Annotated in this window: 17 protein-coding genes; 9 read left to right on the top strand and 8 right to left on the bottom strand. The window is 48.3% G+C overall.

From position 1 onward, the window contains the following. The first annotated feature begins 129 nt into the window (after positions 1 to 129). Entirely contained in the window at positions 130 to 2,037 is a 1,908-nt protein-coding gene (htpG, locus tag ACO0KV_RS08700) for a molecular chaperone HtpG (protein ID WP_423041871.1), read from the top strand. Positions 2,038 to 2,282: 245 nt separating this feature from the next. Here the strand turns inward: htpG and ACO0KV_RS08695 are convergent, their stop codons facing one another. Together ACO0KV_RS08695 and ACO0KV_RS08690 are read right to left on the bottom strand one after the other, a co-directional pair. Further along, on the bottom strand, positions 2,283 to 2,795 hold the full coding sequence (locus ACO0KV_RS08695) for a DUF3016 domain-containing protein (RefSeq protein ID WP_423041869.1): 513 nt from the start codon (positions 2,793 to 2,795) through the stop codon (positions 2,283 to 2,285). A gap of 133 nt (positions 2,796 to 2,928) precedes the next feature. Next, complete coding sequence (locus tag ACO0KV_RS08690) at positions 2,929 to 3,387, bottom strand: hypothetical protein (protein WP_423041867.1); 459 nt, start codon at positions 3,385 to 3,387, stop codon at positions 2,929 to 2,931. Positions 3,388 to 3,617: 230 nt separating this feature from the next. Between ACO0KV_RS08690 and ACO0KV_RS08685 the strand changes: the two genes are divergently transcribed. From ACO0KV_RS08685 to ACO0KV_RS08675, 3 genes are all read left to right on the top strand, one after another. Beyond that, positions 3,618 to 4,169, top strand: coding sequence for a DNA-deoxyinosine glycosylase (locus ACO0KV_RS08685; protein WP_423041889.1), 552 nt, complete (start codon positions 3,618 to 3,620; stop codon positions 4,167 to 4,169). A gap of 104 nt (positions 4,170 to 4,273) precedes the next feature. Continuing rightward, positions 4,274 to 5,092 carry a methyltransferase domain-containing protein gene (locus ACO0KV_RS08680; RefSeq protein WP_423041865.1) on the top strand — a complete coding sequence of 273 codons (819 nt, stop codon included), beginning with the start codon at positions 4,274 to 4,276 and terminating at the stop codon, positions 5,090 to 5,092. A 95-nt stretch (positions 5,093 to 5,187) separates the two neighbouring features. Further along, positions 5,188 to 6,975 carry a GspE/PulE family protein gene (locus ACO0KV_RS08675; RefSeq protein WP_423041863.1) on the top strand — a complete coding sequence of 596 codons (1,788 nt, stop codon included), beginning with the start codon at positions 5,188 to 5,190 and terminating at the stop codon, positions 6,973 to 6,975. Here the strand turns inward: ACO0KV_RS08675 and ACO0KV_RS08670 are convergent. Beyond that, positions 6,956 to 7,858 (bottom strand): SDR family oxidoreductase, encoded by a 903-nt coding sequence (locus ACO0KV_RS08670; protein ID WP_423041861.1) that lies wholly within the window; start codon positions 7,856 to 7,858, stop codon positions 6,956 to 6,958. The genes ACO0KV_RS08675 and ACO0KV_RS08670 overlap by 20 nt on opposite strands. A 12-nt stretch (positions 7,859 to 7,870) precedes the next feature. Here ACO0KV_RS08670 and ACO0KV_RS08665 point away from each other — a divergent pair, with 12 nt between their 5' ends. Together ACO0KV_RS08665 and ACO0KV_RS08660 are read left to right on the top strand one after the other, a co-directional pair. Further along, positions 7,871 to 8,896: a CDP-6-deoxy-delta-3,4-glucoseen reductase gene (locus ACO0KV_RS08665; RefSeq protein ID WP_423041859.1), complete on the top strand. Its 1,026-nt coding sequence runs from the start codon at positions 7,871 to 7,873 to the stop codon at positions 8,894 to 8,896. A gap of 449 nt (positions 8,897 to 9,345) precedes the next feature. After that, positions 9,346 to 10,536, top strand: coding sequence for an acetylornithine transaminase (locus ACO0KV_RS08660; RefSeq protein ID WP_423041857.1), 1,191 nt, complete (start codon positions 9,346 to 9,348; stop codon positions 10,534 to 10,536). 71 nt (positions 10,537 to 10,607) lie between these two features. On the opposite strand, the gene ACO0KV_RS08655 is transcribed toward ACO0KV_RS08660, so the two are convergent. After that, positions 10,608 to 12,383, bottom strand: coding sequence for a glycoside hydrolase family 44 protein (locus tag ACO0KV_RS08655; protein WP_423041855.1), 1,776 nt, complete (start codon positions 12,381 to 12,383; stop codon positions 10,608 to 10,610). A gap of 280 nt (positions 12,384 to 12,663) precedes the next feature. On the opposite strand from ACO0KV_RS08655, the gene ACO0KV_RS08650 reads away from it, so the two are divergent. Both ACO0KV_RS08650 and ACO0KV_RS08645 read left to right on the top strand, forming a co-directional pair. Continuing rightward, positions 12,664 to 16,017 carry a S41 family peptidase gene (locus tag ACO0KV_RS08650; protein ID WP_423041853.1) on the top strand — a complete coding sequence of 1,118 codons (3,354 nt, stop codon included), beginning with the start codon at positions 12,664 to 12,666 and terminating at the stop codon, positions 16,015 to 16,017. Between the two features lie 230 nt (positions 16,018 to 16,247). Then, positions 16,248 to 18,176, top strand: a complete 1,929-nt coding sequence (locus ACO0KV_RS08645) for an AI-2E family transporter (RefSeq protein ID WP_423041851.1) — start codon at positions 16,248 to 16,250, stop codon at positions 18,174 to 18,176. Positions 18,177 to 18,240: 64 nt separating this feature from the next. On the opposite strand, the gene ACO0KV_RS08640 is transcribed toward ACO0KV_RS08645, so the two are convergent. The 4 genes from ACO0KV_RS08640 to ACO0KV_RS08625 all read right to left on the bottom strand — a co-directional run bounded on the left by ACO0KV_RS08640 (position 18,241) and on the right by ACO0KV_RS08625 (position 23,262). Further along, on the bottom strand, positions 18,241 to 19,074 hold the full coding sequence (locus ACO0KV_RS08640; RefSeq protein WP_423041849.1) for a DUF2189 domain-containing protein: 834 nt from the start codon (positions 19,072 to 19,074) through the stop codon (positions 18,241 to 18,243). A gap of 140 nt (positions 19,075 to 19,214) precedes the next feature. Further along, positions 19,215 to 20,333, bottom strand: coding sequence for a DUF2855 family protein (locus ACO0KV_RS08635; protein ID WP_423041847.1), 1,119 nt, complete (start codon positions 20,331 to 20,333; stop codon positions 19,215 to 19,217). A gap of 194 nt (positions 20,334 to 20,527) precedes the next feature. After that, positions 20,528 to 21,127: a response regulator transcription factor gene (locus ACO0KV_RS08630; RefSeq protein ID WP_423041845.1), complete on the bottom strand. Its 600-nt coding sequence runs from the start codon at positions 21,125 to 21,127 to the stop codon at positions 20,528 to 20,530. Beyond that, a complete protein-coding gene (locus ACO0KV_RS08625) occupies positions 21,124 to 23,262 on the bottom strand; it encodes a sensor histidine kinase (RefSeq protein WP_423041842.1) in 2,139 nt (712 codons plus the stop codon). Before ACO0KV_RS08625 ends, ACO0KV_RS08630 begins: the two co-directional genes overlap by 4 nt. A 222-nt stretch (positions 23,263 to 23,484) precedes the next feature. On the opposite strand from ACO0KV_RS08625, the gene ACO0KV_RS08620 reads away from it, so the two are divergent. Continuing rightward, positions 23,485 to 24,879, top strand: a complete 1,395-nt coding sequence (locus tag ACO0KV_RS08620) for an MFS transporter (protein WP_423041840.1) — start codon at positions 23,485 to 23,487, stop codon at positions 24,877 to 24,879. Positions 24,880 to 24,944 lie beyond the last annotated feature (65 nt).

The following is a 24,944-nucleotide window of genomic DNA, read 5'->3' as shown; positions in this document are numbered from 1 at the left end:
AATCCCCCACCCTGCCCCCATTTTGTCTGAGTTAGTTTTTTATTCAGTCGAAACCCGCATCGAAAAATGCGCTATTGAGCTGAATCTTTTTTACATACGACCTTCCTAACCTAATTTCCGAGGAAAAACATGTCAGAAAAACAAACTCTGGGCTTTCAGGCCGAAGTCAAACAATTATTGCAATTAATGATTCACTCCTTGTATTCCAACAAGGAAATCTTTTTGCGCGAGTTGATCTCTAATGCCTCCGACGCCTCCGACAAACTGCGTTTTGAAGCCATCAATAACGCAGCCTTGTTCGAAAACGATCCAGAACTGCATATCAAAGTCACTTTTGATAAAACAGCGCGTACCATCACCATTGCCGACAACGGTATTGGTATGAGCAAAGCGGATGCGATTGAGCATCTGGGTACGATTGCTAAATCAGGTACGAAAGAATTCTTTGGAAAATTGTCCGGTGACCAGCAAAAAGATGCGGCGATGATCGGTCAGTTTGGTGTTGGTTTCTACTCTGGCTTTATTATTGCTGACCGTATCACCGTTGAGTCCCGTCGTGCAGGCGCTGCCGCTACCGAAGGCGTGCGCTGGGAATCCGAAGGTGCTGGCGACTTTAGCGTAGAAGACATCACCAAGGCTGGCCGCGGTACGGACATCATTTTGCACCTGCGTGAAGGCGAAGATGAGTTCTTGTCCGCATGGAAACTGAAGTCTGTGATCCGCACCTATTCTGACCATATTTCTCTGCCAATCAAAATGCAGAAAGAAGAATGGAATGAAGAGAAAAAAGAACAGATAATCACTGAAGAATTTGAAACCGTCAATCAAGCCAGTGCTTTGTGGGCGCGTAGCAAATCTGAGATTACACCAGAGCAATACGAAGAATTCTACAAACACGTTTCACACGATTACAGCGCACCACTGACGCACACACATAACCGTGTTGAAGGTCGTAGTGACTACACCCAATTGCTGTACATCCCTGCCCGCGCCCCATTCGATCTATGGGACCGCAACAAGCGCGGTGGTATCAAGCTGTACGTCAAACGCGTCTTCATTATGGATGACGCAGAACAACTGATGCCAGTCTATCTGCGCTTTGTGAAGGGTGTTATTGACTCTAACGATCTGCCACTGAACGTTTCCCGCGAGATTCTGCAAGAAAGCCGCGACATCAAAGCCATCCGTGATGGTTCGACCAAGCGCGTTCTGGGCATGTTGGAAGATCTGGCGAATGCAGAGGGTGACGAAGCCGCAGCGAAACACGAAAAATACGCGACTTTCTGGAAAGAATTCGGTCAGGTACTAAAAGAAGGTATCGGCGAAGACGCGACCAACAAAGACCGTATCGCGAAACTGTTGCGCTTTGCATCGACCCATAATGACAGTGACGTTCAAAACGTTTCGCTGGCCGATTATCTGGCACGCGTGAAAGAAGGTCAGGACAAGATTTACTACGTCACAGCAGAAAGCTATGCAACGGCAAAAAACAGCCCGCACTTAGAAATTTTCCGCAAAAAAGGTGTCGAAGTATTGCTGTTGACTGATCGTGTTGATGAATGGATGTTGTCTTTCCTGAGCGAATTCGAAGGTAAAGAATTAGCGTCTGTTGCTAAAGGCGGCCTGGATTTAGGCACCCTGGAAGACGAAGCCGAGAAGAAACATCACGCTGAAACTGAGACTGAATTTAAAGATTTGGTCGAAAAAATGAAGGCCGCGTTAGCAGACAAAGCAAAAGACGTTCGTGTGACGTTCCGTCTGACTGACTCGCCTGCATGTCTGGTGGCTGACGAGAATGATTTGTCCGGCAATCTGGCGCGTATGCTCAAAGCGGCGGGTCAGGCTGCACCAGATTCCAAGCCGATTCTGGAAGTGAACCCAGACCATCCTCTGCTGCAAAAACTGAAATACGAAGAAGCGAAATTTAGTGACTGGTCACACATTCTGTTTGATCAGGCATTGCTGGCTGAAGGCGGTACGCTGGCCGATCCAAGCAGTTTTGTGAAGCGTCTGAATGAAATGTTGCTGAGTAAATAAGCATGTACTTCAGCGGCGCCAATGCGGCCCGCTAATAACAACAAAGCAACAAAGCCAAAAAGCCCTGATACATTGTAGTGTCTCAGGGCTTTTCTTTAGGTTTGTTCTTCTCGTATGACGCACTTAACAACACCACCGCGACACCCCACTCACATCCATGGCAAGCACACTTGACCGTATACAAAATACAGCAAAAAATAGCGAACAATAAATACTCTTCACGATGAAGTCAGCCACCGTACTCTTTATTTAGCAGGAAACCGCTGACGCTTCTGTTGCTGACGGAACCAATCTTCGAGCATTTTAGTTTCATAAGGAAAGTCGCCATTTCCGGTATTAAGTTGGCGCGTCATTAAAAAACCCATATCGGAGATATCTTCTTTTCCCTCAGAGATGACCGTGCCGTTGGTATCGGTCATGACGTAAGTAAATGACATACGTGGCCAGTAGATATCCTTCACAATACGGATGTCGCCACCAGTCGGGCGTATTCCTGGGCGCACATCACCAGCCAAATCAATGTCCGTTACGGTCACGTTCCACATCACATCGTCGGGCAATTTTTTTGCCAAGTCGGTAAATACCTGTCCCAACGCTTTAAAGACATGCTCCCTGAAATGCTCGCGGCTTTCATTTGTAGGACGAATGTCGGCGTAGTCATCAGGCGCTTGCCAAGTAATCTTTACTTCTCCAGCGCTAGCGAAATGACTGGTCAAGCCGCTGCAAAGTATAGCGAACGCCATACAGAGATTTTTCATTTTAGGCTCCTTCTTTCCATCCTACGACGACCACGATGGTCCCTATCGCACCATCGCAAGCGGTGCGCCTCAAAAGCAAACAGCCAGACAAGCTGGCTGTTTGAATGAAACGAACTACATCAACAACCGGGCATTAATGTGTCACGCGAGTAGTTCTGCCGTTAGACAATAAACGTACACGGTCACCAACATTAAATCCTTCGTCCGCATCCTGAGTAATCGCCTTGATGTCACCATTATCGAGGCGAACAGTAATCTCTAGGCCTGGTTTCTGACTGACATTATTTTCAATTGTCTGTCCCAAAATACCACCTGCGACAGCACCAACAATACCAGCCGCAATTGAACCGTTACCGCCACCAATGCCTGAGCCTGCAGCAATACCGCCCAAGGCCGCACCAGTCACCGTACCAACGCCCGTTTGACCTTTATCAATCGTCACATGACGAACAGAGTCAACATGCCCCATCCGAACGGTTTGTTCACTCTGAGTTTGGCCCGCACGATAAACACTACCTGAATTAGATGGTGTAGAACAGGCGGCCAACAGAACAACGGGAGCAATTACAGCTACCATTAACAATTTTTTCATCGCTATCTCCTTGATTCTAAGCATTGACAAATAATGCATCGGATCGTATTTAACACTATCTTGTGATGTCGCGCTAATAAAAAAGTTCCTTTTTTGTAGCGTTTTTTAACATACCAGACTAATTACTTGCAATTGCGCTTATCACCACGCAAAATCAAATAACAGAAGCCATGTGAATAACGTCAATGCCAGTTAAAATTCTGCGTGTGATTCTTTCCTTGCCACCAACTATGCCAACGCATCCAAGAGACCATGTTTTCCCAGCTGCGCAAGAAAATCGGGTCCTAGCAGGCTTCCCCGCTGTCATTGATAGCGCAACGCATACCTTGATTTTAGGCAGTTTTCCTGGCGAAGCCTCGCTAACAGCACAGCAATATTATGCTTTCAAACATAATCAGTTCTGGCGTTTGTTATCGGCAATCATGAATACGGATTTGCGATCCCTCAGCTACCAAGAAAAACTCCGCTATCTGCTGTCAAACGGGATTGGATTGTGGGATATTTTTCAAAGCTGCCAGCGCGAGGGGAGTCTAGATTCTGCGATACGTGCAGGTCAACTCAATGATTTTGCTCGTCTGAAAAAGCAATACCCTGCATTACAACGGGTCTGTTTTAACGGTAAAACAGCGGCGAAGATCCAACAATACTTTCTGGCTCAAGGATATAAAATTCTCGTCTTACCCTCCTCCTCGCCAGCGAATGCGACGCAGACCTTTGAGCAAAAACTGCATATCTGGCGGAATATCTGCCTAGATGACACAAACATCGGAGAGCCGCAGTAACCGTATTCAAAAGAATGCCCCCGTAGCATTGCAATCAGGGCGATGTTTCAGTGTCGTTACCATCGCTTTTTGCGTTAAAACAGCCTGGAAGGTAAAATACCCGTATGCTAATCAAACGTAAATCCATCGAAGCTGAAGCGAACCATCGCTCTGGCCCCAAGGCTGCCGCAGCCAAAAAATCACCCCGTAAACCTAAATTTGCGCCTGTTACGCTGTCCGAGTTGGATGGTGTACGCTTTCTGCATTTCGGGACTGAATGGGTACAAGGTGCAATGCGTCTCCGAAAACCCGACAGTATCGAACTTGAATATGCACAACAGATGATGTTGTGGATGCTGTTCAATAAAGCGCCACAACATATCGTTCAGCTTGGATTGGGAACAGGCGCGCTGACTAAGTTCTGTTATCGCCAGTTCGAAGAAGCCCGCGTGACAGCAGTTGAACTCAATCCTTCCGTCATCGCCATTTGCGAAAGTATGTTTAAGTTACCAGCCAACGACGATCGTCTGCAGGTACTTGAGATGGACGCGATGGATTTTGTCATGGACGAGAACAACCGTGACAGTATCGATGCGCTACAGGTCGATCTGTACGATGCCACAGCCAAAGGCCCTGTACTCGATACAGCAGAATTTTACCAAGCCTGTGCTGCCTGCCTGAAAGAAAACGGTATCTTAACGGTCAATCTTTTTGGCGATCACCCCAGTTACGCTAAAAATCTAAAAGCACTGCGTTTTGCATTTGCAGAAGTCTTGTGTCTGCCGGAAGTTCACGATGGCAACGTTGTCGCAATTGCATTCAAACAAAGACAAGCGCTGGACTTCCCTGCGTTGTATGAACGGGCGAATGACATTAAAGCGGAAACCAAACTCCCAACAAAATCATGGGTCAATGGTTTAAAAGCAGCTTGTGATCCTGCATAGACAGGTTTACTGTTAGGGTGACTCGTGTTGCGGATAACAGCAACGGCTTCTTTCTACATAAACGGTGAGCGTCACCGTCCGCCAGCCAGGAAAAAATGAATACAAGTACAAGCACTAAGCGTCATCTGAGCCTGCAACAAATTTTTACCTGGTTGATGGAGGATGGCATCGTCAAAAAAGAAGATGCCAAAGTGAAGTTCAACGAGGCTCAGGGTATTCTGAAAAATGGTCCGGTGAGCATGCATCCCTTGACCGCCGCCGCACAATGCAAATTAGTTTCGGCCAAACCACCGCAACAATTATTGACCCTCGATTGGCTCACAGAATGGACCGCGCGTAAGGTTAATATCCCGTTTTATCGTATTGATCCTTTGAAAATTGATTTCACATCGGTGTCCGATGTAATGTCAGCCAAATACGCAACACGTTTTAATATTCTTCCCGTAGAAACCACCGGAAACACCGTGGTGGTCGCTACAACTGATCCTTTCAATCTCGAATGGCAAGAAGAGATCGCGCGGATTTCACGCAAAGAAATTCGCCTCGTGCTGGCTAACCCACTGGAAATTTCACAGTACATTGTACAATTTTTCTCGTTGGCCAAATCCATCAAGGATGCGCGCAAGGTCAACACCAACGATCTCGGCTTGCGGCAAAATCTGGAACAATTAGTCGAACTCGGAAAATCCAATAAACAACTCGATGCGAACGACCAGCACATCGTTAATATTGTCGACTGGCTATGGCAGTTCGCGTTTGATCAGCGGGCATCGGATATCCATCTGGAACCCAAACGGGATATGGCGGCAATCCGCTTCCGCATTGACGGAGTGTTACATCAGGTCTATCAATTACCGGCAAGTATCATGATTGCCATGGTGGCACGGATAAAGTTACTGGGTCGTATTGACGTGATTGAAAAACGTCGCCCACAAGATGGGCGCATTAAGACTCGTACGGCAGATGGACAAGAAATTGAGTTGCGTTTATCAACCATGCCAACTGTCTTTGGCGAAAAAATGGTCATGCGGATTTTCGATCCCGAGGTTGTCGTCAAAACCTTGCCAGAGCTTGGTTTTCCGCCAAACGATGCGCTTCGCTGGGACGCACTAACGAAAAAACCGCACGGCATTATCCTCGTTACCGGCCCGACAGGCTCCGGTAAAACGACGACTCTGTACACCACCTTAAAATCACTGGCAACGACCGATGTGAACGTCTGTACCGTCGAAGATCCGATTGAAATGGTTGAAGCATCGTTTAATCAGATGCAAGTGCAATCGTCGATTGATCTGGGCTTTGCGGATGGTATCCGGGCGTTGATGCGGCAAGATCCCGATATCATCATGGTCGGCGAAATCCGCGATCTGGAGACAGCAGAAATGGCCGTGCAAGCCGCATTGACCGGACATCTGGTCTTATCGACACTGCATACCAACGACGCCCCGTCGGCAATTATGCGTTTGCTTGAGCTGGGTGTTCCGTATTATCTGCTTGAGGCGACCATCATCGGCATTCTCGCGCAGCGCTTGGTGCGCACCTTATGCAAACACTGCAAAACACCCGATGGCGACCTGCCTGATCCGGTGTGGCAAAGTTTGTCCGAAGAATGGAATTTGTCGAAGCCAACATCCATTTATCGCCCAGTAGGTTGCCCGGAATGTCGTCAGACGGGCTTCCTTGGCCGGACTGGTTTGTACGAGTTACTCACGGTCTCGCAACCCTTTAGCAAACTCATTACCAAAGAGGCAGACATCCATGCCTTACGCCTGCAAAGTATCAAGGACGGCATGAAACCGCTGCGTATCGCCGGGGCCGAAAAAATTATCGAAGGCATGACCACCGCCGACGAGGTACTCAAGGTCACGTCGTCCTTGGTATAGCTACTACGGCTGCGGATACTCCATCAGCCACCGTCGGATAGCTAAAGCGCATGCCTAGCTCTGTTTTGATACGCCGGTTTTGAATCCGGCGCGATTCCGACATAAACGACAACAACATCGGTGACACTTGCTGCGCCAATTCGTCACGCGGCAAACGCGGTGGGCGAGGCAATTGAAATGCGTCGGCCACCAGATCAAAATACGCCGCCATTTTGAGATCACTGTCATCCACAGCGTTATATACCCGCTGCGGCAACGCACGGAACAGCGCCAGCTTAATCAATTGCGCGAGATCATCGGCGTGAATATGGTTGGTGTAGACATCGTCCATGTCTGCCAATGCGGGCGTTCCCTTTTGCAAGCGCTCAACAGGTAAGCGATCGGCAGCATAAATACCTGGTACGCGCAAAATGGAAAGCCCAGAATGCGTCCGTTGCGCCCATGTCCGTAAGTGTGCTTCCGCAGCAACGCGCCGTATCGCCCGCGCGTTTTGCGGCTTCACTGGACGGGTTTCATTCAACGACGCACCACCACAATTGCCATAGACACCCGTCGTACTGATATAAACAAGGCGGCTCTTGTCAGGTAAAATGGCGGTCAGATTTTGCGTGCGCTGGTCCACCACTCCTTCAGAACGGGGCGGTGCCAGATGAACGCAATACGATGCCAATCCGGAAAGTCTTGCCAGACTTGCACGATTATCCAGATTGGCAACAATAGGAATTGCACCCGCGTCGCGCAGTTCAGCACACCGCGCCGGCTGGCTGGTCAAGGCAAACACCCGGAAATGTGCACACAAAAGTGGCAACAAACGCAGACCAACATCGCCGCATCCGACGATCAGCAAGCGTGGCTTGCCCCATTTTTTAAACTGTTTTTTCATGCTCAGGATTGTATGACTTTTCAAGTAACTGTGACCCCTAGTGGTCGTCAATTCAGCTGCGAGGCTGACGAAACCGTATTATCCGCTGCTTTACGCGCGGGCGTTGGATTGCCTTATGGCTGCAAAAACGGCGCCTGCGGCTCTTGCAAGGGCAAAATCACCGACGGCACAGTCGTCCATGGCAACCATCAACAACGCGCCCTGTCAGACACTGAAGAAGCCCAAGGCATGTCTTTATTTTGCTGCGCTAAACCGCAATCAAATTTAACGATTGAAGCCCGCGAAATCGTTGCCAGCGGCGACTATCCAATCAAAAAAATGCCGACCCGGATTGCGAAGCTTGAAAAGCTGTCCGACGATGTCATGTTGGTCGCACTGCAATTACCTGCCAACGAACGTCTGCAATACCGTGCTGGTCAGTATATCGAATTCATGTTAAAGGATGGCAAACGTCGTAGCTACAGTATGGCAAATGCACCGCATCTGGACGAACATATCACGCTGCATATTCGCCACATGCCAGGCGGACTGTTCACAGATCAGGTCTTTTCCACCTTAAAAGAGCGCGACATCCTGCGTTTTGAAGGGCCACACGGTAGCTTCTTCTTACGTGAAGATAGCGATAAACCGATTGTATTACTGGCATCGGGTACGGGCTTTGCTCCTATCAAAGCCTTGGTGGAACACTTAATTCACACAAAATCGACCCGTCCAGTGAGTTTGTATTGGGGCGGTCGCCGCCCTGTCGATCTGTATATGGATGGGTTGTGCCAAGAATGGACAGCACAATTGCCTGGATTTAAGTACGTGCCAGTGGTGTCGAATGCCACACCAGAAGATAACTGGTCTGGCCGTACAGGCTTTGTTCATCAGGCGGTCATTACTGATTTCCCTGACTTGTCTGGGCATCAGGTCTATGCATGTGGCGCGCCGATCGTGGTCGAGTCAGCGCAACGGGACTTTGTTGCACAATGCCAGTTACCAGCAGAAGAGTTCTTTGCGGATTCGTTCACGTCGGAAGCTGACTTAGCAAGTTAAGTATCAGACATTGCCTATCGCTCAATATAGAGGGGGCAGTTGCTCAGGATTAAAGCCCTGCGCCTGCCTTTCTGTGAGCGGAAGATTTCGCCTTGACGAAGTGGTGACTGGATAATTTCAGGGCCGAATCTTTCATTTGTAATAACAGACAAGGCTGTCAAAAAAAATTTCGCTCACTTTGCAAATTTATTTTGACGCACTGCGCAAAAAGTCCTACTATCCCGCTTATGAAAAATTTTCCTGACATGTCTTCACCAAATATCGTGCGACGTCGCCGCTCGTTGATCGAGCCTGAGCGGATGTGTTAGTGTACCTGCGCGTCAAATGAGACCGCAGCACCAGACCTAAGCCACAGGCAAGCACCTGTGGCTTTTTGCTTTTTTACGCTTTAATTTTTATTTTTCGCTGTTTTTTTTATCCACCTCTGGAATGACCCTAGGAGTCTTGAAATGGAATTCAGTCAGTACAACGTTAATTCTCTGATGTACATCACGCCGCGCCCGGAAATCGTTTTTACCGAAGGTAGCGGCATGTGGCTGACGGATAATAATGGCAAACGTTACCTTGATTACTTACAAGGCTGGGCAGTCAACTGTCTCGGTCACAGCCCAGCTGTTATCACCGATGCGCTGATCGCACAATCCAAAAAACTGTTGAATCCATCGCCCGCTTTTTACAATGGCCCGATGGTTGAATTAGCAACCCAGTTGACACAGCATTCTTGTTTTGACCGTGTGTTCTTTACCAACAGTGGTGCAGAAGCCAACGAAGGCGCGATCAAACTGGCACGTAAATGGGGTCAGTTAAATAAAAACGGCGCGTTTGAAATCATTACCTTTGATCATGGCTTCCACGGTCGCACACTGGCAACCATGTCAGCGTCTGGCAAACCAGGATGGGACAAACTGTTCGCACCGCAAGTATCTGGCTTCCCAAAAGCGGATCTGAACGACATCGCTTCTGTTGAAGCATTAATTACTGACAAAACCGTTGGCGTCATGCTGGAGCCAGTCCAAGGTGAAGGTGGTGTGATTCCGGCAACGCGTGAGTTTATGCAAGCCTTGCGTGCTTTGACCAAAAAACACGGCATTTTGCTTATCGTTGATGAAGTGCAATCGGGTATGGGCCGTACCGGTGAATTGTTCGGCTATCAATTGTCCGGTATCGAACCAGACATCATGACACTGGCTAAAGGCATCGGTGGCGGCGTCCCTCTTGGCGCCTTGTTGTGCAAGGAAGCGGTTGCCTGCTTTGTACCTGGCGATCAAGGTGGCACCTATAACGGTGGTCCGTTAATGACTGCCGTTGGTATCGCTGTTTTGAAAGAATTGACCACACCTGGCTTTCTGGATTCAGTCAAAGAAAAAGCCCAGTATTTGAGCGATGAATTAAATAAATTATCCGCTGAGTTTGGTATGCAAGGCGAGCGTGGTGAAGGCTTATTGCGCGCATTGAAACTGGGCGACAACATTGGCCCACAAATCGTTGAAGCGGCCCGTAACATGGAGCCAGTTGGCTTGTTGCTGAACTCTCCACGTCCGGATTTGCTACGTTTTATGCCAGCACTCAATGTCACAAAAGAAGAGCTCGACCAGATGTTGCGTATGCTGCGTGAAGTATTGAAACAAGTGAAAAAATAATCCATCACAAGAGTTAAAAAGGCCACGGCGACGACTGGTTGCCGTGGCTTTTTTTATGCTATTTTTTTGTACTATTTCAGAACAAAATGCATCACTGATAAAGCAGGTAAGGTATAACTGAAAGTGTTATTCACTACGCTGGCGACACCGCTCCGTGGTGTGATATTTTGACTCGAACCGTCCACACCCCACGCTTGCGCTGTTTTAAAGGCGGTCGGATTTTTGATTTGAATGCTCGAGCTCAGTGGTGTCGATAAGCGGTTAATCGCGATAAGGTGCAAGGTCGCAGGGTCTTTCGCACTGACTGCCGCGTACACGGTGCCATTGCCATCGTTGGTAGAAACCGCCTTCACCGAAACCTCTGGGTACACCGATTTATTGCCATCATAATTGCGGTACAATTTAAATCCTGCAGCGATGTAGCCTTCAACGTCACCGAAGTAACTCGCCATATACACGCCCTGTTGTCCAAACGCTCCCAATGCATCTGCTTGCGCAATCGCACCGGTTACATCGGTTTTGCCGCCAAAGTCATATTCAGTGACCGCGAGTTTTGTTCCCGGATAAAAATCAGCCACCGATTGTTTTAATTTCGGAATCAGTTGCAAGCCACGACCGTCGGTAAAACCATAGCCTGGCTGCGTGATCCAACTTGGCTCGACATAATTGGCATCCCATAAGCTACGCGAAGCCTGCGCTCGATCAGTTGGCGTTGACGCGGCTTGTGGATAGTAATGAAACGATAGGGTGTCGAGCAGACGACGTCCCGCTGTCGTGGACGCCTTGTGCATTTTATCCAGATACACGTTGGCAAACGTCATGCCGTTATAGCGATAACGGTCACCCGTTTTGTTTGTCAGATAAGGTTCGACGTTATAACTGTTCCAATCAGCGGGTTGACGGCTCTGCGCCCCATCCCAAACAGCCCACAAACTAAACAGGCCCAGGTACCCACTGACGGCAGGGCCATAAGTTTCGGCCTTCGCATCCATACGTTTCACGGTTGTTGCGAGACTCAGATTCTTTTGTAAGACGTCAGCGACTGTCGTCATAGTGGGATACAGCAAAGGATGCGTACCATTGCCATATTGCGAAGGCCACAAATGCCATAAGTCAGGTTCATTATCGAGCTCATAAGCTTTCACGCCTTTAGCGGCCCCTGCCGTACCGAAATTTTTGATTAAAAAATTGATTTCTTCATCGATATACACAGCACCATCGCCAATCACAGGCGTCAGTGTCAGCGGACCCGCGCTCGCTGGCTTGTCATTCACAATGGTTACCCACCGATCCAGATCAACATTCGAGGCGCCGGGCGCACTTTGCCAGAGCTGATAACCATTGCAGAAACCTGGCGGATTTAGGTTCACAATATCTTTTGGCAACTTTCCAGCTGCTGGTAATTGCACCAAGGAATACGTTCCCAACGTGATCGACTGACTCTGGAAGGTTTTGATTGCTGCACCTGGTGCATAGTAGGCCAGCCCGGCATTATTGTTCGGTGCACCAGCTCCCGTGGCATAAGTGACGCCAGCATTCGACGAATTACACCAATCCATGCCAGAGTTACTGACACCATTCTCCCAGTTATAGCTCGTCATGTTATTGCCGCCAAGACGACGCGATGCCAAATTCAGCGCCTGCAAATTAGCCAGTCCACCTTGATTCTCTAACCCTGTCCGACCAGTCCCATCAGCATAGGCGTTGTAACCGTAAATAAGTGGACTGATCGTCTTACGCTGCGATTGCGTATCAATGCTAAACGTAACACTTTGGGCAAGAGATAAAGAAAATTCTCCCGAAATACTGCATATTGCAAGAACTTTAGCGATAGTAGAAGGTCTCATTGCATTCTCCTGAAAACCGTTTAATTCCGGCTACTGGTGAGAATAAATATTTCCACATGGAAATACTTATCAACGAGTGACGTTTTATGACAATACTTGCCCGATTTCAACAAATCTTACAATTCAGTAACATTTAATATTTTTTGGCGTGAAAATTGCATGTATTTTTTTACTAATTCCTTCTCTTCACTAAGATTGAAAAAGCCCCTTAAATGTGATTTAAATGACATTTACATGTCATGTTGATTATTGAAATACCATTACATCACTGAGACAAACGATGAAACTACACCGACTTGCCATATTGATAAGCCTGTGCTTTGGGCTTTGCGATCAGCCACTTGCCCTTGAAGCGAGTGAAACTGCTTACTATCGTTTTCCGGGGGTACGCGCTGATAGCGTCGTGTTCACGGCAGAAGGCGATATCTGGAAAGTCGGTATCAAAGGTGGTCAGGCACAACGTTTAACGACACATCCAGCGGCAGAGCTTTATCCAAGCATTTCTCAGGATGGTCAGTGGCTCGCGTTTTCAGCTGCCTACGAAGGGGCGATAGAAGCTTATGTCATGCCGATCAATGGGGGCTTACCAACACGGCTCAGCTTTGAAAATGATGTGGTCAACGTCCTCGGCTGGACGGCACAAGGAGAAGTGCTGATCAGTACGCAAAACAGTACAGGCCCGGGTGCCCATCGCATTATTGCCGCCATCAACCCAAAGACCATGGCGCGCCGCGTATTTCCGGTTGCCGATGCAAACGAAGCGACGCTAGATGATAGCGGCAGATATCTGTATTTCACCCGCTTTGGTTTGCAGATAACGAATGACAATGCCAAGCACTACCGCGGTGGCGCGACGGCACAAATGTGGCGCTACGATCTACAAAGCAATGCAGAAGCGACCCACCTCTTCCCCATAGACAGCAGCAATAACAAACGCCCGATGTGGTGGCAGGGACGCTTGTACTTTGTCAGTGACCGCGATGGTAGCTTTAATATTTGGAGTGCCAGTCCTGACGGCAGTGCGCCGCAGCAGTTGACGCACCAACAAGAATGGGAAGTCAGAAATGCGGCCATGGGCGATGGCAACATCGTCTACCAATCTGGAGCGGATCTGCATGTACTTGATCTGCATCATCATACCGACAATGCCACGAACGCAGATCAACCATTAGCGATCAAGCTCGTGTCGGACTTTGATCAGGAGCGTGCGCATTTGATTAAAAGTCCGCTCGATTTTATGACCTATGTCGATGTCGCGGGTAAGGGTGACCGCCTAGTGTTCACTGCACGTGGTCATGTTACCGTCGCCAGTATCGGTAAGCAGCGACGCATTGATTTGGCAATTCCTATCGATGCCAGAGCACGCAACGCCGTTTTTTCAGCAGATCAGAAGCACGTTTATGCCATCGTTGATTCAACGGGTGAAAACGAGATCTGGCAATTTCCTACCAATGGCATAGGAGAATCTGAAAAACTGACCAAGGACGGTAGCGTTCACCGCTTGAATCTGCATCCTTCTCCTGATGGAAAGTGGCTGGCACATACGGATAAGCGCGGCCGCTTGTGGCTGCTGGATTTGGTCAGCAAAACAAATCAGATCATCGACGATGCTGGCAAACAGGGTTTTCCAGAGTTTGACAACATTATCTGGTCTCAGGATAGTCATACGATCGCAATCGTCAGACCTAATACCAGCGCGCAACGTCCGCAAATTGGCTTGTATTCTCTCACGGATAAACAATTACGTTTTGTCACCAGCGATCACTATGAGTCACGTTCGCCGGTATTTTCCGGCGATGGTCACTGGCTCTATTTCTTGTCTGATCGAAATTTCAAAGTAACCAATAATGCACCTTGGGGTGATCGTAACCTAGGACCCGGTTTCGATAAACGTACCAATATTTTCGCCATTGCTTTACAACCCAAACAAGTTTTCCCGTTTAAAGCTGAGGATGAACTGCATCAATCTGCATCGGAGAACAAAGAGAATAAAGAAAACAAAGAGAGTAACGAGAATAAAAAATCAAAAAAAGATGATTCAACAACACCAAGTAAAGCGACGCCTGACGTTGCTCCTGCTATCGACTACAAAGGTCTAAGCGAGCGTCTGTATCAAGTGCCATTGGCTGCTGGCAATTACCGTAACTTAGTGAGTGACGATAAACGTCTCTACTTTATGGAGCAAGAAATCCAGGAAGAAAAAGGTAACCTGAAGACGCTCGCCATCAGCAACACTTCACCAAAAGCAGAAACATTTGCCAGCGGCATTCGCGCCTTTGATCTCTCCGCGGATAAAAAGCATATTTTCTATCAAACGGCGTCACCAGCAGGAACCGCTGCGGAAGACTTCATTATCGTTGATACAGGTGCCAAGGCACCTAGTGATCTCAGTCAGGCGAAAGTGACGATAAGTGACTGGAGTTTTATCGTTAATCCGCGTCAAGAATGGCGTGAAATATTTAATGATGCTTGGCGCATGCATCGCGACTATTTTTATGATGAAAAAATGCGAGGTGTCGATTGGAATGCAGTACGTCAGAAATATACGCCATTGGTTGAACGCGTGACCGACCGTGCCGAACTCAATGATGTGCTTGCGCAGATGGCAAGTGAAGTAGGCGCCTTACACTCACAACTCCGTCTTGGCGATCAACGTAAAGCACCACCCGAAGGAGCGCCAGCGTCGCTCGGTGCGGTACTGCGTCGTACCGTCGAAGGAGTGAAAGTCGATCATATCTACCGCACAGAACAAGAACTACCAGCAGAAGCAGGTCCATTGATGCAACCGGATGTGGATGTCAAAGAAGGCGATGTGATTCTTGCAGTCAATGGCCAAGCCGTCAATGCTGTACGCGACATCGCTGATTTATTGATCAATCAGGCAGATAAGCAAGTTTTACTGCGAATAAAGCGTGATCAACAGCTACCACACGATGTCATCGTCATGCCGGTTTCTATGAAAAGAAATGCCGACTTACGCTATACAGATTGGGAACAAAGTCGACGAGAGAGAGTCAATCAGGCATCCCATGGGAAAATTGGCTACCTACATTTGCGTGCGATGGGGCCGGAGGACATGAATACGTTTGCTCGTGACTTCTATAGCAATATCGAACGTGATGGCTTAATCATCGACGTCCGTCGCAACCGGGGTGGCAATATTGATAGCTGGATCATCGAAAAATTGTTGCGTAAAGCGTGGGCATTCTGGTCCAATCCAGTCTCAGCACCATCAACCAATATGCAACAAACCTTCCGTGGACATCTGGTTGTGCTGGTGGATGAACTGACCTATTCCGATGGTGAAACATTCGCCGCGGGGATTAAAGCACTCAAGTTAGCGCCATTAGTAGGCAGACGCACTGCCGGTGCGGGTGTCTGGTTATCCGATGGTAACTCGCTGGCTGACAATGGTATGATCCGTGCGGCTGAAAATGCCCAATTCAGCATGGATGGTCAGTGGCTCGTCGAAGGCGTCGGTGTTATTCCAGACGTCGATATTGAAAACCTGCCGCATGCGACGTTTAACGGACAAGATCAGCAACTTGAAATTGCCCTGAAGATGCTGCAAGAAAAACTGCAATCCGAACCAGTTAAACCCATGGTACCCCGCCCGTTTCCATCACTGAAATAAGTCCTTATCCGCTTATCAGCTTATCCGGCAGACGATGACTGAGAAATGAAATGAAAGTCTCCTGTATCACCAACTAGGGGACTTTTTCTCACGCTAAGTGCGTTGACCTGTTAAGGTAGCGTCATTTAGAATCACCCGCAGCTAACACTTTTTTAGGGGCGGCAGAGTACAAAGTATTGCCCTCTTCTATTACTTGATGCATGTCGTCACTTCCCATTGCTAAGGCCGCTATGCCCCATTCCAACGCACCAGAAAAAAACAATGCCGCCAGCACCGCCCCGACGAGTCACTTGGCGGGTATATTAGGGACAGCAGTCGTACTCGCTCTTTTGTATTTTGGACGAGATGTGCTCATACCAATTACCTTGGCCATTTTATTGAGTTTTCTCGTCGCGCCAATGCTGCGCACTATGCGTAAAGTCGGCATAGGTCAGACCACCTCAGTCTGGGTCTCTGTGCTAGCGCTGACCTTAGGCATCGCCGCTGCAGGCACAGTCATCGGTACTCAACTGATCAAACTGGCAAGCAGTCTGCCTGAGTACGAAGAGACGATTCATGACAAACTTGCCACCTTGCGTGAATTAACTGATGCACAATTTGACTCATTCACTGGGCATGCCGATAAAGTATTCAGTGAACTTACCCGAAGAGACCCAGAACGCCTGACGCCATCAGAAAAAATAAAATCCATCGCAAGCAATAACCCAGATAAACCCGTTATCGTCGAAATACAAGAACCCCCACTACGCCCACTGCAATTGTTGCAAAAAATCATGGCATCGGTCTGGCCACCGATTGAAATGGCAGGGATCGTTTTGATGGTACTGATTTTTGTTTTACTTGAGCATGAATCCCTGCGTGATCGTCTGATCAGGCTTATTGGCAACACCGACATACGGGCCACGACCATTGCCGTTAATGACGCTGGCGAACGCCTATCACGTTTTTTTATATCTCAGTTTGCGGTCAATTTTGGTGTCGGTTTTCTGATATTTGTGGGGCTGAGCGTCATCAGTCTGCCCCACGCTATTTTGTTCGGCACACTGACCGCCATCCTACGTTTTGTTCCCTATGTCGGGGTGTGGTTAGCGGCGATTTCGGCAATCTTATTAGCTGCAGCGATTGAGCCGGGCTGGAGCCTTGCGTTGATGACATTTGTTATTTTTTTCTCAATTGAGATGGTCGTCGCTCAGCTGATTGAGCCACAGTTGTATGGACACTCAACTGGACTGTCGCCACTCTCGGTGGTCATTGCTGCGATTTTTTGGAGTTGGATCTGGGGCCCTGTTGGTCTGGTCGTTTCTACACCGCTGACGTTGTGTCTGGTCGTGGCGGGAAGATATATTCCAGCATTACAAGTTCTGGAAATTTTATTTGGTGAAGTTCGGGCGCTGACGTTAGCGCAGAATTTTTACCAACGTGCGTTATCCGGTGATGCGACCGAAATCATTACTGCAGCACGGACGTATATGAAACGGAAGTCCTTTGCCAGTTATTGCGACTCTGTCCTGATGCCTGCGCTCCATCTGGCAGGTCACGATCTGGACGAAGGGAAAATTCATCCTGAGGAAAAACTTCGTCTAGGAATGGCAATCGGTACCGTGATTGAAAGTCTGGATGGTAAAACCCATACTTGGAAAAAATCCGATCATGCAAGCTTTTTGCAGGAAATATCTTTAGGCAAACACCTGCGTACCCAGCGCGAAAAAATCAGCGGCCCCCGCCAAGGATCATTGGATGTGCCACCGGGTAGTGTGGTGCTGTGCGTCGGTTTAGGTGATCTAGGCAATGAACTTGCAACTGAAATTCTGGTCCGCGTTTTACGCCACCACCGCATTGATGCACGTCACATCACACCGACAGACCTCACATCGCCGCCACCTCCGGGTGCCAAACCAGAAAGCATTTCAGCCATCTGCGTCGTCAGCACTTCCCCTTCTAAAGAGGTCGAACAAAGCGCCTTACTGCTAGCAAATCTCCGGCAACGCTTTAGTTCCGTGAATCGTGTGCTGGTACTGTTACCAAGCCCTTATGAGCATGGTCACTTTAATTTTGAACATACAAAATCAGTCGACAACGCGAACGAAGTTGCAAGATCGTATGAGACAGCACTCAATATTTGTATCGCCAGTTTGCACAAGGATCTGCCACCGGCGTAGCAAATATGCTGAACCAAGTGAGTGGCTGCCGAGCCACTCACAGCGTGGCGTTAAGAAGAGCGAACTACTTAATTACTGACCGATCTGCCGCCGTCCCAACCACGTCCTTATAAGCGTGCCAGGTTGCGTGTCCGATAATCGGCATCAGTACGATAAAGCCGATATTCCAGGTAAGAAATCCAACGACGACACTGGCAACAATCAGCAGTGCCCAAACAATACTGGCGGGAACATTGATAAACAGAGAGACACAACTAATGATCATGGCAGTGATCGCATCCGTATCTCGATCCAGCATTAAAGGAATAGAGACCCAACTGATCGCGAACACAATACTGGCAAACACAAAACCAATACAAGCATAGACCAACACAAACTCCAGATGCGCCAGTGAAAACAATTGTTGCAAGAACCCATGCATGGTCGGCATACCCTTGTTATAAAACAGCGCAAAAATAACCAGCGAAGCGCGCGCCCAGACCATCAGGACAACGGCAAGTACTAACGCTAAAACGCCGATATTACTCCACCTACCACGCATAGAAAAGACACTGCCAAGCATTCCTGAACGCAGGTTTTCGATGCGTCGGCTGATATCGTATAAACCCAGCGCTAGCAATGGTCCTACTAGCAAAAATCCACAACTAAGCGCAGAGACATATTCGGGTGCATTGTGCAGCACGAGATTGAGTAATAGTCCCATCACGGCAAAGCACACCCCATAAAAGAAACTACTTCCGCCTGATTCGCGAAAATCATTCCATCCAAGACGCAACCAGTGCAATGGACGAAACATGGCGACCCGACGAATAGGGGGAAATGGGGACTCATCATCGATAATCGTTGTTATATCAGGTGGTGCGCTATCGCCATCCCTGCCTTGAGCCTGATTTGCCATGTTGTCTCCAATCGCATGTCATTCGTGGAACGATGATAAACAAACTACAACGTATATCTACTACTTCAACCTAGAACACTGCGATACCAGTTAGCAATTGTTTCGCATCAAAACACATCAAGACCGTGCACAAAGACAATTCACGGTTGTCGACTCAAACTCAGAACATGACCTTCATTCGCTGCAACTTTACCCGCCAACATGGCCGCTACAACCTCACTGACCTCCTTAACACCACTCCCCTCGATCACCTGTAGCCATGGCGACTCTGCGTTCAGGATTTTTGTCATCAATCCCTGCCAGGCATCCGCAATGTTGGTTTGCAAACCAGTCGGGCCCCAATCACTGAGACGTTTTTTTATTTGTGCTGGTGCGAAGAACAGACTTGGTCTGGCTCCCGGGAGCTGCTGTCCACCGCCAAGGTCATCCCAATGGGTTCCGCCCACAGCGCAGCTATAGACTAACTGGTCCTTAAAATGGTGATGAATCGTACTACGCAATGCCGCACTACCCGCCATATCGACATAAATCGACGCCTGAGATGGATTTAGCTGGGTAGCTTGTTCATAAGTCAGTACCTGATCGTAGACGCCGAGACCCTCAACGAACGCCTGATTGGCAGCAGAAGTCAGTCCAATAATCTGGTAATCACGCGCTTGACGTCGACTCAGAGCAAACGCTGTTCCATAGGCCGTTTTACTTGAGGCGCTGGAGAGAATAACGTTCTTCGCTCCAAAAAATTGATTATCTGCCAGAAAATCGTCAATCATCAACGAGGTGATAAACAGCGGGCGCAATAACATTTGTACGGCTTCTGTATCCGCAGTGTAAGCAGGATCGGTTGACGTCCGCAGATACTGGTTGTACAAAGAATGCATTTCCTGCCGATGCGTGGCAGCGTCACTAAACCCGTGGGCACCAACTCGTGCAGGCATAACGACCAAATGGCTTGCCATTGGATAATAGCCATAGAAACGTTCGCCTTGTGAGATGCCATCCACCTTTGACAGTACGACGTCGGCAAATCCCCACACCGGAATAGTGCCCCACCCCGCTTCGGTTGGAAAGAAATTCCAATATTTCATCGCTGCGCCAAATGCCGCATAGGTGACGTTGTTCGAGGTAAAGGCAAAATGATCAACCTTCAATAATACCTGTCCCTCTGATAATGCATCCCAGTCTGGCAGCGAGAAGCTTCTGTTTTTTGTCAGTGTAAGCTGATCTCGATGAACGATAAATTCCAGACCTTGGTTTTCCATGAACAAATCCTGTCTCTGAGTAAGTACAAAGTACGTGCAATATAAGTGCAGAGCGCTGATGATGACTAAGCCAAGATGCGCTCATGCTTGAATATTTCTGATATTAATAGCACTTTTTCTGGCTTAAAAGAACTTTTTTCAGTTTCATCAACCTCATTAGTAATGGCTGTGTCAGTTTCAGTTGACAAAAAGTCTCACTCTAACCAGCTATACAAACTCAACCATCGACTCAGCTCATTTGCATTGACCAGATTTAATTTATCAAAGATGTTTGAACGGTGGGTTTCTACCGTACGAGGTCCCGCTGGAGGAACCAGTTGCCGAGCGATGTCTTTGTTGGTATGTCCAAGACACACAAGACGAGCGACCTCGCGTTCACGGACCGTCAATTCGCTCCAGCGCTGCAAGGCATGCATACGCGCATTCGCTTCTGTAATCGCGCCGGGTAGCTTTTCTAAGAGCTGCTCGACATCCGGCTTGACAATCCAGTCGTAGGCGCCTAACCGAATGGCCTCAAGCGCTGTCGGGATATCCCCATGCCCTGAGAGGAACAGCGTCACAAGCGGGCTGTGGCGTAATTTCAAGGCTTCTAATACAGACAAGCCACTAATGCCCTCCATACGAAGATCGAGCACGACACAGCCAGGCTTGCGGTGATCAACGGCGGCCAGAAACGACTCACCGGAATCAAAGGTCTGTACCGGTAATCCCTGAGAAAAAAGCAACATATGCAGCGAACGACGAAGTGCCTCATCGTCATCAACGACATACAACATCAATGGCAAATCATTCATTGGCTTATGGGTAAAGTAAATAAAAAAACAGCACCGCCATCATCATTATTTTCAACAAAAATACGTCCACCATGGGCTTCGATCACTGTCCGACAAATATTCAATCCAAGCCCTAAACCATCAAGTTTTGTTGTAAAAAATGACGTAAAAACCTGCTCAAATAAATCCTCGGCAATCCCCGGCCCCGCATCAGCGATGCGCACCTGAACGGTGCGCTCGATCTGCATGACTGAAATACTCAGACGATGCTGAGAAAGAGGCAATCCCTCCATGGCCTGCATCGCATTCTGACACAAGTTAATCAGCACTTGTTGCAACAAAATCCTGTCACCACGGGTCGGTGGCAGGTCGGCATCAATGTCAGTGGTGATGACTGTCTGCGTTTGCTCAATCTCATGCTGCAGCATCGCTAACGCGTCGGTGATGACCGTTTTTATCGACACAATTTCATACGCACGGCGATGAGGATTAATCAATACGCGGACGCGCTTCACAATGTCACTGGCCCGCTTTGACTGTGTGACGATTTCTTGTAAGGCCGATCCTAACATTGGCGGCACATTCTCATTCGTCATTGCTTTTGCCGCTAGTGCAAAGTTTGAAATCGCCATTAAAGGCTGGTTCAGTTCATGCGCTAACGTCGAGGCTACTTCACCCAGACTGGCAAGACGGGCACTGCGTTGTAGCTTACGCTCCTGTTCATGATGATGATCTTTAATGAGCTTTTGTACCGTGATATCAACGATGGAGCTCATCCAACCTTGCCGTACACCATTGGAATCAATTAATGGCGCTGTGTACACCATGATGAACAGATCTTCTCCGGCACGATGACGTATTCTGGACTCGAAACCGTGCGGTGCGGATCTCCCATTCAAAAGTTGATTATTGTTATGCCAGTGTTTTTCTAATTCATCAGGATGCCAGTACGGATAAGGCGGTCTGCAATCCAAAAGCTCATCCTGATGATAGCCAACCATATCGCACAAGGCATTATTGACATAAATAATTTTTCCGGCATCATCACGCGCAATCATGCCGACTAATAAAGAATCCTCCATCGCCTTACGGAAAGCCTGTGCTTCCTGAAGATCGTGCGTGCGTTCGAGGACGCGTTGCTCCAGTTCTTTTCTGGCTTGCAGTTGTTCGATCAATCGTCGTTGATGCAGTTGCCAGTATAGAATGCCCATTAAGAGAACGATACTCAATAAGGTAGCGATGATGAAGGCCTCGGCTTTGGCTTGTCTGACGTCATCTAAATCACTCGTGACGATCAAGGTCCAGCCAAGTTCTGGCAGGTAGGTTTCCGAGGCCAAATAGGTACGGACGCGATCTTTGACGGTGGCACGTATTACAAACTCAGGCGTCTTATCGTTTTTTTCTATCTGCCATGGCAAAACTGTGTACTGTCGGGCACTACCATATTGACTATGGAGCTTGAGCCACGTCAGGTCATTTTCCGATAATGGCTTTCTGCTTTGATAAAGCCAAGCAGGTACAGAACTGAGAAATATAATTCCTCGGCTGTCCTGCAAAACAAGTGGTTCCGCACTTTTTGACCAGACGCTTTCCAAGGCCTCCAAACTCACCTTCGCCACCATAATACCAACGACGACCGAACCAGAAAGCACAGGCTTAGCAATAAAAAGTCCGGATGTACCTGTGGTCAGGCCCAGTCCGTAAAACAGGCCCGTGCGACCTGCCAGCGCATCTTCGAAATAAGGGCGCTGCCGATAAGACTGTCCAATAAAACTATCGCCCGAATTCCAGTTGCTCGCGGCAAGAGTGACACCCTCTACGCTAATGACATAAAGTGCAGCGGCACCTGTTTCTGATTGCAGGATTGAAAAGTAGTGATTCACCTTCTCTTTCAAGGCTGGATTTTCGGGCTCACGCAATAGTTTTACGACATCAGGATGCTGTGCGGCAGCAAACGGCAGATAATCATATTTTTCAACGATGCCACGTAATCCTAATACTTGGGCCTTCGCTGATTGTTCAATAGCCTGCGTTTTTGCTGCAATCTCCCGTGCCTCCATCCATCGCCCAGCGCAAACAATCAGTACCACGTTAAGCAGCGCAAAGAGCCACCAACGGTATTGACGCCGCCAAGAAAAAATAAATAGAAAGGTCATGCTGAAATAATGATCGATACGAGCCAAAAAAATAATACTGCGTCATGTGAAATACGGTGAAGTGATCATAACGACTGTTGTAGACAAAGTGGTTGCTTATTTTCACCTCCGTAAAACTACGGAGAGCTAAGGGGTGAATCACGCGGATACGTCGAGGCACATTTTTCTGAATAATCGCATGGTAGAAAAAATCAAACATAGATCACCGCATCGGAGACATCAATGAACACGATCAACGTTAACTCACCGCCTACACAGGCACACGCCACTCTTCCAGTTGCCCCAACAAATGTATCTATACAAGACAAGATCAACAAAGAAGCGATCAGTCTAAGCAGACTTCGCGCTATTTTAATTGGGTCCGCAGGGAACCTGGTCGAATGGTTCGACTTTTACTGCTACGCCGCATTTTCTTTGTACTTTGCAAATGCGTTTTTCCCAGCGCAAGATCCCACTGCGCAGATGATGTCGACTGCGGGTATTTTTGCTTTAGGTTTTTTTATCCGACCCGTTGGCGGTGTTTTGTTTGGATACGTCGGAGACCGCTTCGGCAGACGTACTGCTTTGATGGCTTCTGTATTACTGATGTGCTTTGGATCCTTGTTGATCGCTTGCGCGCCGACGTATGCGATGGTTGGCATCTGGTCTCCCCTTTTATTGTTACTCGCAAGAATGATTCAGGGCTTGAGCCTAGGAGGAGAATACGGCGCAAGTGCAACGTATTTGTCTGAAATGGCGGATTCAAAACATCGTGGATTCTATGCTAGCTTCCAATATGTCACTCTGATTGGTGGGCAATTATTAGCACTGTTATTACTTCTCGTATTACAACATTATTTTTTAAATGCGGAAGAATTACGCGAATGGGGCTGGCGCATTCCGTTTGTCGTAGGAGCGGGTCTGGCATTGCTGGCCTTAAGAATGCGGCATGACTTACCAGAAACGCAATCATTCGAAGCTGCGCGCAATAAAAAGACAAAACTGGGAGGCCTGCGTCAATTAGCGCGTTACCCACGTGAAGTAATGCTTGTCATTGGGCTGACCATGGGCGGCACACTCGCCTTCTATGTGTACACCACCTACATGCAAAAATTTTTACGCCTATCAGTCGGATTAACTGATGCGCAGACGACCGCAGTATCTGCAGGTTCATTAATTTTTGCGATGTGTTTGCAACCACTATATGGTGCCTTGTCTGACAGAATTGGACGACGTCCATTACTCGTTGGTTTTGCGGCACTTGGCACGCTGCTAACAGTACCTCTACTGACGGCGATTCGTCATGCGCAGGGACCGTGGGAAGCGTTTTTTCTAATTGCCTGTGCATGGCTGATCGTCTCTGGCTACACGTCGATTAATGCGCTCGTGAAAGCGGAGATGTTTCCTGTTGAAATACGTACTACCGGTGTCGGTGTGCCCTATGCATTTGCGGTCTCCATCTTTGGTGGGACAGCGGAATATATCGCGCTATGGTTCAAAAAATTAGAACTTGAAAGCGGATTCTATTGGTATGCGACAGCGGTGATTTCTTGTACCTTGTTAGTCTGTTGGTTTATGCGCGACACTGGCAAAACCTCTCAGATTAATCTGGATCATGCCAATGCTAATGAAAAATAATCTGTAACACCAATCATTCCCTCACGGATAAAAGCCCCGGGGCCGATCAGGCTCGCGGGGGCATG

Origin of the sequence: Undibacterium sp. RuRC25W (genome assembly GCF_049339825.1) — a bacterium.
GTDB lineage: Bacteria > Pseudomonadota > Gammaproteobacteria > Burkholderiales > Burkholderiaceae_D > Undibacterium.
The sequence above is the reverse complement of the archived record's forward strand: the minus strand, read 5'-3'. Positions and strand labels throughout refer to the sequence as shown.